The sequence below is a fragment of the Streptomyces sp. NPDC002838 genome (assembly GCF_040295365.1).
Classification (GTDB): Bacteria; Actinomycetota; Actinomycetes; order Streptomycetales; family Streptomycetaceae; genus Streptomyces.
The window spans coordinates 40,673-46,976 of record NZ_JBEOVF010000065.1 but is presented as its reverse complement, the minus strand read 5'-3'; the positions used below and the strand labels follow the sequence as shown (position 1 = coordinate 46,976).

The following is a 6,304-nucleotide window of genomic DNA, read 5'->3' as shown; positions in this document are numbered from 1 at the left end:
CAGACGATCTTGGGAACAGGCAACCGCCCACGACCAGTACGAGGGCAAGAACGCCGACTCACACCAGCCCCGGTGACCTGCAGATTCGAAGTTGGTCGATCTTCAATCAGACCCGTCATGCACCGCTCAACGAACGATTAAGCATCACCGCTCCTGGCGCTCGCCGTGCCGGCCGGCCTGGTGGTCTGTCTGGCCACGCGGGTCGACCCGGTGGAGGCGATACGCGGCACGGGGCAAGTGGTGAATGCCTTGGGCGGCACCCGACTCACGCTGGAGAACGAACACGGCGCCCTTCTTGTCAGCGTCAGGTGAGCGCTGAGTGCCTTGACTTCAGGTCGTCCCGGTGCCGGGCACCGCGTCGCTCGACGGCACGGCGGCATCCCATTGGTCGCGCAGAGAATCCTCGAGGCTCATCGAATGCGACCAGCTCAGCAGAGCCCGGGCGCGGGCGACGTCCACCTTCGTCCAGGAACCGTGGCCCCCCGTGCTTCCCGCCGCGGCCGTCGCCCCGATCCGCACTCGGTGGCGGGGAAAGCCAGCGGTTTTGATCATCAGTTCGGCCGCAGCGGGCACTTCGTGCGCTTGACCTCGGCCGATATTGATCACGAGGCCGGAGACCGGTGCGGTGACAGCCCGCACCACGGCGTCGGCGACATCCCGGATGTCGACGAAGTCACGGAGATCCGGCGTGAGTCGCAGATCCAGCGGGGCGCCTGACGGCAGTTCCCTGAGACGCCGGATGAGAGAGCCGAGGAAGCTGGTGGCCGGAGCACCCGGCCCGCACACGTTTGTGACGCGGAGAATCACGGCGTCGCTGCGGCCCTCGGCCGCTGACGCCAGGATGGACCGGGTACCGACCAGCTTGGTCCGGCCGTAGACCGTCGTCGGCTGTTCCGGATGGTCTTCGTCCGCGGCCTGCTGGGGGCGGATCGCCCCGTACTCGTGGACGGACCCCAGGTGCACCAGCCGGGTCCGTGGCGGCACCAGGCGCAGGAGCCGTTCGACCAGGACCGCGTGCGCGGCGGCCATCTGGTCCGGCGTACCGCCCCAGCCGGCGCCCGCCGCGTTGACCACGACATCGCTGCCGGCCACCAGCTCGCTCAGCGCCTGTTCGTCGTTGCCGAGCAGGTCGGCGCGGAGCAGCGGGACGCCACGGGGCACGGGGCCGTCATGACGGGCCACGGCCGTCACTCGGTAGTCGCCGGTGCGCAGCAGGGCTGCGCAGATGTGCCGGCCCAAGGAGCCGGTGCCGCCCATAACGACGGCCGAACGCGGGATCATGCCGGACTCCGTGTGACGGTCGCGGCCGCGGCCGCGATGGTGGTGATGACCAGCCCCTTGCGCACGGCCCAACGCCCGCTGAACTCACGGGGGATTTGCGCCTCGGCCACTCCGGCCGCGCGAGCCTCTGACAGGCCGGTGGCGAAGACCTGGGCGTGGAAACTCCGATCCTCCCTGCGGAGGGTGAGCCGTGCGTCGCTGAAGTCCAGCCACGCGCCGGTGAGGGGATACCAGGTCTTGTAGACCGCCTCCTTGGCGGAGAAGAGAAGGCAGTCCCAGTGGACCGAGGGATCCTGCTGCCGCAACGCGGCGAGGTGGTCACGTTCGCTCGGCAGGGAGACGATGTCCAGCACGCCCTCGGGCAGCGGGTCGTGCGGCTCGGCGTCGATGCCGACTGACGCCATCCGGTTCCTCTCGGCCACGGCGGCGGCCCGGTATCCCTGGCAGTGCGTCATGCTGCCCACCACGTCGTCGGGCCACAGAGGAGCTCCTTGCTCTCCGCGCAGCAGCGGGACGGGTGAGCGGCCGAGGTCGGCCAGGGCCTGCCGTGCGAGGTGGCGCACGGTGGTGCATTCCCTGCGCCGGTTCGGCACGGCGTGTGCGACAAGGACTTCCTCCTCCGGAAGCAGAGCCGCCTCCGCGGGGTCGCCGAATGCCTCGGCCCAGCGCACGTCGGCAGGCAGCAGGTCTTCGATCATCCGGTGCTCCCGGACAGGGAGGGCTCGCGTGGGGCGATGCGGCGCAGCAGCCCGTGCGGATGGCCGTGGCGTCGCCACTCCCGCGGGTAGCCGACGGAGACCTCGTGGTGCGGAACCCCGTCGTGCCAGGTAACTCGGGGTATGTGCAGGTGACCGTAGACGACCTGCGCCACGTTGAAGCGGCGGTGCCAGTCGGCCGTGCCGACCGTGCCGCACCACAGGGAGAGATGCCGGTGCCACAGCGCCCGGGTCGGCTCCTGGACCAGCGGGAAGTGGTTGACCAGCACCAGCGGCACCGCCGGGTCGTCGGCCTGGGCCAGGCGTTGCTCACTCACCGTCAGCCGCGCGGCGCACCACGCCTCGCGGGCGGGATAGGGGTCGGGATCGAGCAGGTACTCGTCGACGAAGTAGATGTCGGTGGCGAGCACGTCGGCACGGGCCCGGGCCGGGTCGTCCGCGCCGTCCGGAAGGAACGAGTAGTCGTACAGCACGAACAGCGGCGCGATGCGGAGCGGACCGCCCGGCCCGGTCCACACCGGGTACTCGTCCTCGGGGGTGAGCACGCCGGCTGCCCGGCAGACCTCGACGAGCCGCTGGTAGCGGGCGACTCCGCGCAGCTGTACGGGGTCACCGGGGTGGGTCCACAGCTCGTGGTTCCCGGGTGTCCAGATGACCTTGGCGAAGCGGTCGGCCAGGACGCGCAGCGTACGCGCGATGTCGGCCAGGTGCTCCGCGACGTCTCCGGCGACGATCAGCCAGTCATCGGCGGTCCGCGGCTGGATTCGGTCGAGCATAAAAGCGTTGTCGCCGACCGAGGAGTGCAGATCACTGACCGCGAAAAGGCGTGCCTTGTCCGACGGTTTGGATATTTCCACCCCGTCACCATAGGCCTCTCGCCCGCTCGGTGGATATCCGCAGTACGTCGGTCCTGGTATCTGCCCTCAGGTGCGGAACTATGGCCCGCCCCGCGGAAGGAGAGGCTTTTCCGCAGTTACGGGTCCGCGGACGACAGGTGAATTGACGGCGGGTTGACCGGCTGCCAACATGATGGTGAACGGCCGAGGTTAAACGCCAAGCTAAGGGGTGTGGACGAGGATGAGCCGGCGAAGAGGCAGACGCTAATGCCGAGCTGAGGAGGCTCCGTGTACGCACGACAGCTGAACGTGGAGGGCGTCGTCGAGTTCTCCCCGGAGATCCATCGCGATCAGCGCGGAATGTTCGTCTCCCCCTTCACCGGGGAAACGTTCGCTGCACATGCCGGCAGGAGCGTCTTCTCCGCCGCTCAGCTCAGCTACAGCACCTCGCAGCGCGGCACGGTGCGCGGAATCCACTTCACCCGGTGTCCGCCCGGCAAGGCCAAGTACGTGTGTTGTCTTGCGGGCGAGGCACAAGACTTCGTCGTGGACCTGCGAAAGGGTTCACCCACCTTCGGCCGCTGGGACTCCACCTGGTTGAGCAGTTCGACCATGCGAGCGTTGTACATCCCCGTCGGCGTAGGGCATGGCTTCGCCGCCCTCCGCGACGACACCCTCATGTCGTACATGATCGCTGGCGGCTACGTCCCTGCTCACGAGCTCGCGCTCTCCCCGCTCGACCCCGAGCTCGCGCTGACCCTCCCAGAAGGGCTGGACCTAGTGCTGTCCGAACGGGACCGCACGGCACCGACTCTGAAGGAACTCGACGAGCAGGGGCTGCTTCCCGACTACGCAGAAGCGCGACGTATCGACGGCATCCTGTGATCCCCGCCTGTCAGTACGATCAGGTTAGCCACGCGTCCGGGGCCGTCCCGCCTCGGCCGACCGGCGGGAACAACTCCTCCAGGCGGGCCGTCTCCTCGTCCGACAGGGGCCATGTCAAGGCGTGCAGCGCGTCCTTGACATGGCCGGGAGTGCGTGGCCCGATTACCGTGGACGTCACACCGGGCCGGGACATCACCCAGGCGAGGCCCACCTCCGCCGGGTCTCGTCTGAAGTCCGCGCACAGCAGTTCGTACCGCTCGATCGTTCTGCGCATCTTCTCCAGCACCGCCGCCGACCGCCCCTGCCCCGACTTGACCGCGCGTCCCTCGGCGGTCTTGCGCAGCACACCGCTCAGCAGCCCGCCGTGCAGCGGGGACCAGGGCAGCACGGCTACTCCATACGCCCGGGCCGCGGGAAGCAGTTCCAACTCCGGATAGCGCACGGCGAGGTTGTAGCAACACTGCTCAGACACCACGCCCAGGAAGTGCCGTGCCTTCGCCGCCTCCTGCGCCGCCGCAAGGTCCCAGCCGGCGAAGTTGGACGAGCCGACGTAGCGCACCTTGCCCTGCTGCACCAGGAGTTCCATGGCCTGCCACACCTCGTCCCAGCCGGCTTCCCGGTCCACGTGGTGCATCTGGTACAAGTCGATCCACTCAGTGCCCAGTCGGCGCAGCGACGCCTCGCAGGCGGCGACGATGTGCCGCGCGGACAGTCCCTGCTCGTTAAGTCCTTCTCCCATGGGATTGCCCACCTTGGTGGCCAGCACCACCCGGTCGCGGAGGGACGCGCGGGAGGACAGCCACCTGCCGATGACCTCCTCCGTGTAGCCCCTGTACTCGCGCCAGCCATACATGTTCGCGGTGTCGACGAAGTTGATCCCGCTGTCGACCGCGTGGTCCATCAGCTCCCGCGCCTCGGGCTCCTCCACACGCCCCCCGAAGTTGACCGTGCCCAGGCAGACACGGCTGACACGCAGGCCGGTACGGCCCAGTCGCGTGTAGAGCCGGTCGTCACCGTTGATTGTGCTCATCGGGCGCCTCCGTGAACAGGGACCGCAAGCAGGCCAGCACGCTCCGGGCCTGCATGTTGAGGTAGTGGCTGTGCTGGGTCAGCTCTTCCAGCTGCCCCAGCGTCAGCCACCGGAACTGCGGAGGTTCCGGTAGCCACCCGGTCTCGACCACGAGGTGCCGGCTGCCGGTGTGGTAGAAGCGCCCGCCCTCGTCAGACAGGGCGGTATCGAACCGGATGTCGGCAGCGCGGGCGTTCTGCATCAGGTCGAGGAAGAGCGGTCGCTCCTCGGTCGGCAACTGGGCGCAGTAGTCCGGAGTGCACTGCACCGTGGGCGCCAGCTCCGCGATGTCCGTCAGGCCTGGCTCGGCTCGCAGCTGCATGAGGACATGCAGCACACCGCGCACCCGTGTGACGAGAAGCGCGGCAAGCTCCGTGGCCTGGCCCCGGACCATGGGTTGGGACCACCGCCCCACCTCCCGGCCTACCGCCTCCACGCGCACCCCGATCACGTCGAAGTGTTGCCCGGCCCGGTGCCTTATGCGACCGCCGGTGAACTCCCAGTCCGCGAGCGCGTCCAGCGGAACGGTGCGGGCGCGCATCTCGGCGCGTGTCCTAGCCTCGGTGATCCAGCTCAGGACATTCACCAGCGGGTGCAGCTCGGGACCGCCCGGGGCCAGGGAACGCGCCAGTGCCGTCCCGAAACCCTCGTCCTCGGCGGAGGGGGCACCGTCCCCCAGAGGGAGACAGGCAAGTACGGACCGGGTACTCATGTTCACCAGGTCCTCGGTAGCCAGCAGATGGTGCAGCTGCCCCAGCGTGAGCCACACGAACCCGTCCCGCGCCTCGACGGGCTCCTTGGTTTCCACGATCATGTTCCGGTTCCGCTTGCGCAGGAACCTCGATCCCTGCTCGGACTGGCGCACGTCAGCGATGACCCGCCGCCGCGCGGGATCCTGGAAGAACTCCAGATACGGTACGCGCAGTCCGCCGTGGGTGCCCGTGTAGTTGCTCCTGGTCGCCTGGACGGTGGGGGAGAGCTGGAGGCCGTTGCGATTGCCCGGCTCCGCCTTGAGCTGCATGAGAAAGTGCAGGATCCCGTCGATCTCCTTTGCCAGGAACCCCAGGATGCCGGTTTCCGGCTGGTTGATGATGGGCTGGCCCCACGCCGCCGACGGACCCTGCGTCTCCACCTGGAGACCCTCAACGGAGAAGAAGCGGCCGCTCTCGTGGGCGATGAAGCCCGTGTCCTCGTCGTAGTGCCAGCCGTTTAACCGGTCCAGCGGTACCGTCTCGGTGAGGGTGCGGACGTGTTCCCGCGTACCCATCAATGTCTGTTCGAATTCCGCCAGGCTGGGCACCGTGCGTGCCGACTCGGTGAGTCGGCGTGCCGCTTCCGGGCGGCTGCGCGCCGCGGGTACGGGGATGGGCGGCACAGCAGACGCAGTGTTCATCAGTCCTCCTGTCGTGGCCACTGAGCGGGCTTCACACGGGCCCCCGCAGGCCGCACCGGATTATCCGGACGGCAGGTTCCAGTGGCGTCTCTACAGTCATGCCCGCACCCGTCGGTCCGGCGGC

Annotated in this window: 6 protein-coding genes; 1 reads left to right on the top strand and 5 read right to left on the bottom strand. The window is 68.6% G+C overall.

The genetic code is table 11. The annotated features are described in order from the left end of the window. Window positions 1-330: 330 nt before the first annotated feature. Genes ABT063_RS45025 through ABT063_RS45015 form a run of 3 tightly spaced genes read right to left on the bottom strand, consistent with a single transcriptional unit; the run spans window position 331 to window position 2,773 of the window. Window positions 331-1,281, bottom strand: a complete 951-nt coding sequence (locus ABT063_RS45025) for an NAD-dependent epimerase/dehydratase family protein (protein ID WP_351066875.1) — start codon at window positions 1,279-1,281, stop codon at window positions 331-333. After that, complete coding sequence (locus ABT063_RS45020) at window positions 1,278-1,979, bottom strand: 4'-phosphopantetheinyl transferase family protein (protein ID WP_351066873.1); 702 nt, start codon at window positions 1,977-1,979, stop codon at window positions 1,278-1,280. Before ABT063_RS45020 ends, ABT063_RS45025 begins: the two co-directional genes overlap by 4 nt. Beyond that, window positions 1,976-2,773 carry a metallophosphoesterase family protein gene (locus ABT063_RS45015; protein ID WP_351066871.1) on the bottom strand — a complete coding sequence of 266 codons (798 nt, stop codon included), beginning with the start codon at window positions 2,771-2,773 and terminating at the stop codon, window positions 1,976-1,978. The genes ABT063_RS45020 and ABT063_RS45015 overlap by 4 nt, the downstream gene beginning before the upstream one ends. A gap of 348 nt (window positions 2,774-3,121) precedes the next feature. Between ABT063_RS45015 and ABT063_RS45010 the strand changes: the two genes are divergently transcribed. Then, complete coding sequence (locus ABT063_RS45010) at window positions 3,122-3,718, top strand: dTDP-4-dehydrorhamnose 3,5-epimerase family protein (RefSeq protein WP_351066869.1); 597 nt, start codon at window positions 3,122-3,124, stop codon at window positions 3,716-3,718. Window positions 3,719-3,737: 19 nt separating this feature from the next. Here ABT063_RS45010 and ABT063_RS45005 read toward each other — a convergent pair whose 3' ends face one another. Both ABT063_RS45005 and ABT063_RS45000 read right to left on the bottom strand, forming a co-directional pair. Next, window positions 3,738-4,748, bottom strand: a complete 1,011-nt coding sequence (locus ABT063_RS45005; protein ID WP_351066867.1) for an aldo/keto reductase — start codon at window positions 4,746-4,748, stop codon at window positions 3,738-3,740. Then, complete coding sequence (locus tag ABT063_RS45000) at window positions 4,729-6,180, bottom strand: NDP-hexose 2,3-dehydratase family protein (RefSeq protein ID WP_351066865.1); 1,452 nt, start codon at window positions 6,178-6,180, stop codon at window positions 4,729-4,731. The genes ABT063_RS45005 and ABT063_RS45000 overlap by 20 nt, the downstream gene beginning before the upstream one ends. Window positions 6,181-6,304: the final 124 nt, after the last annotated feature.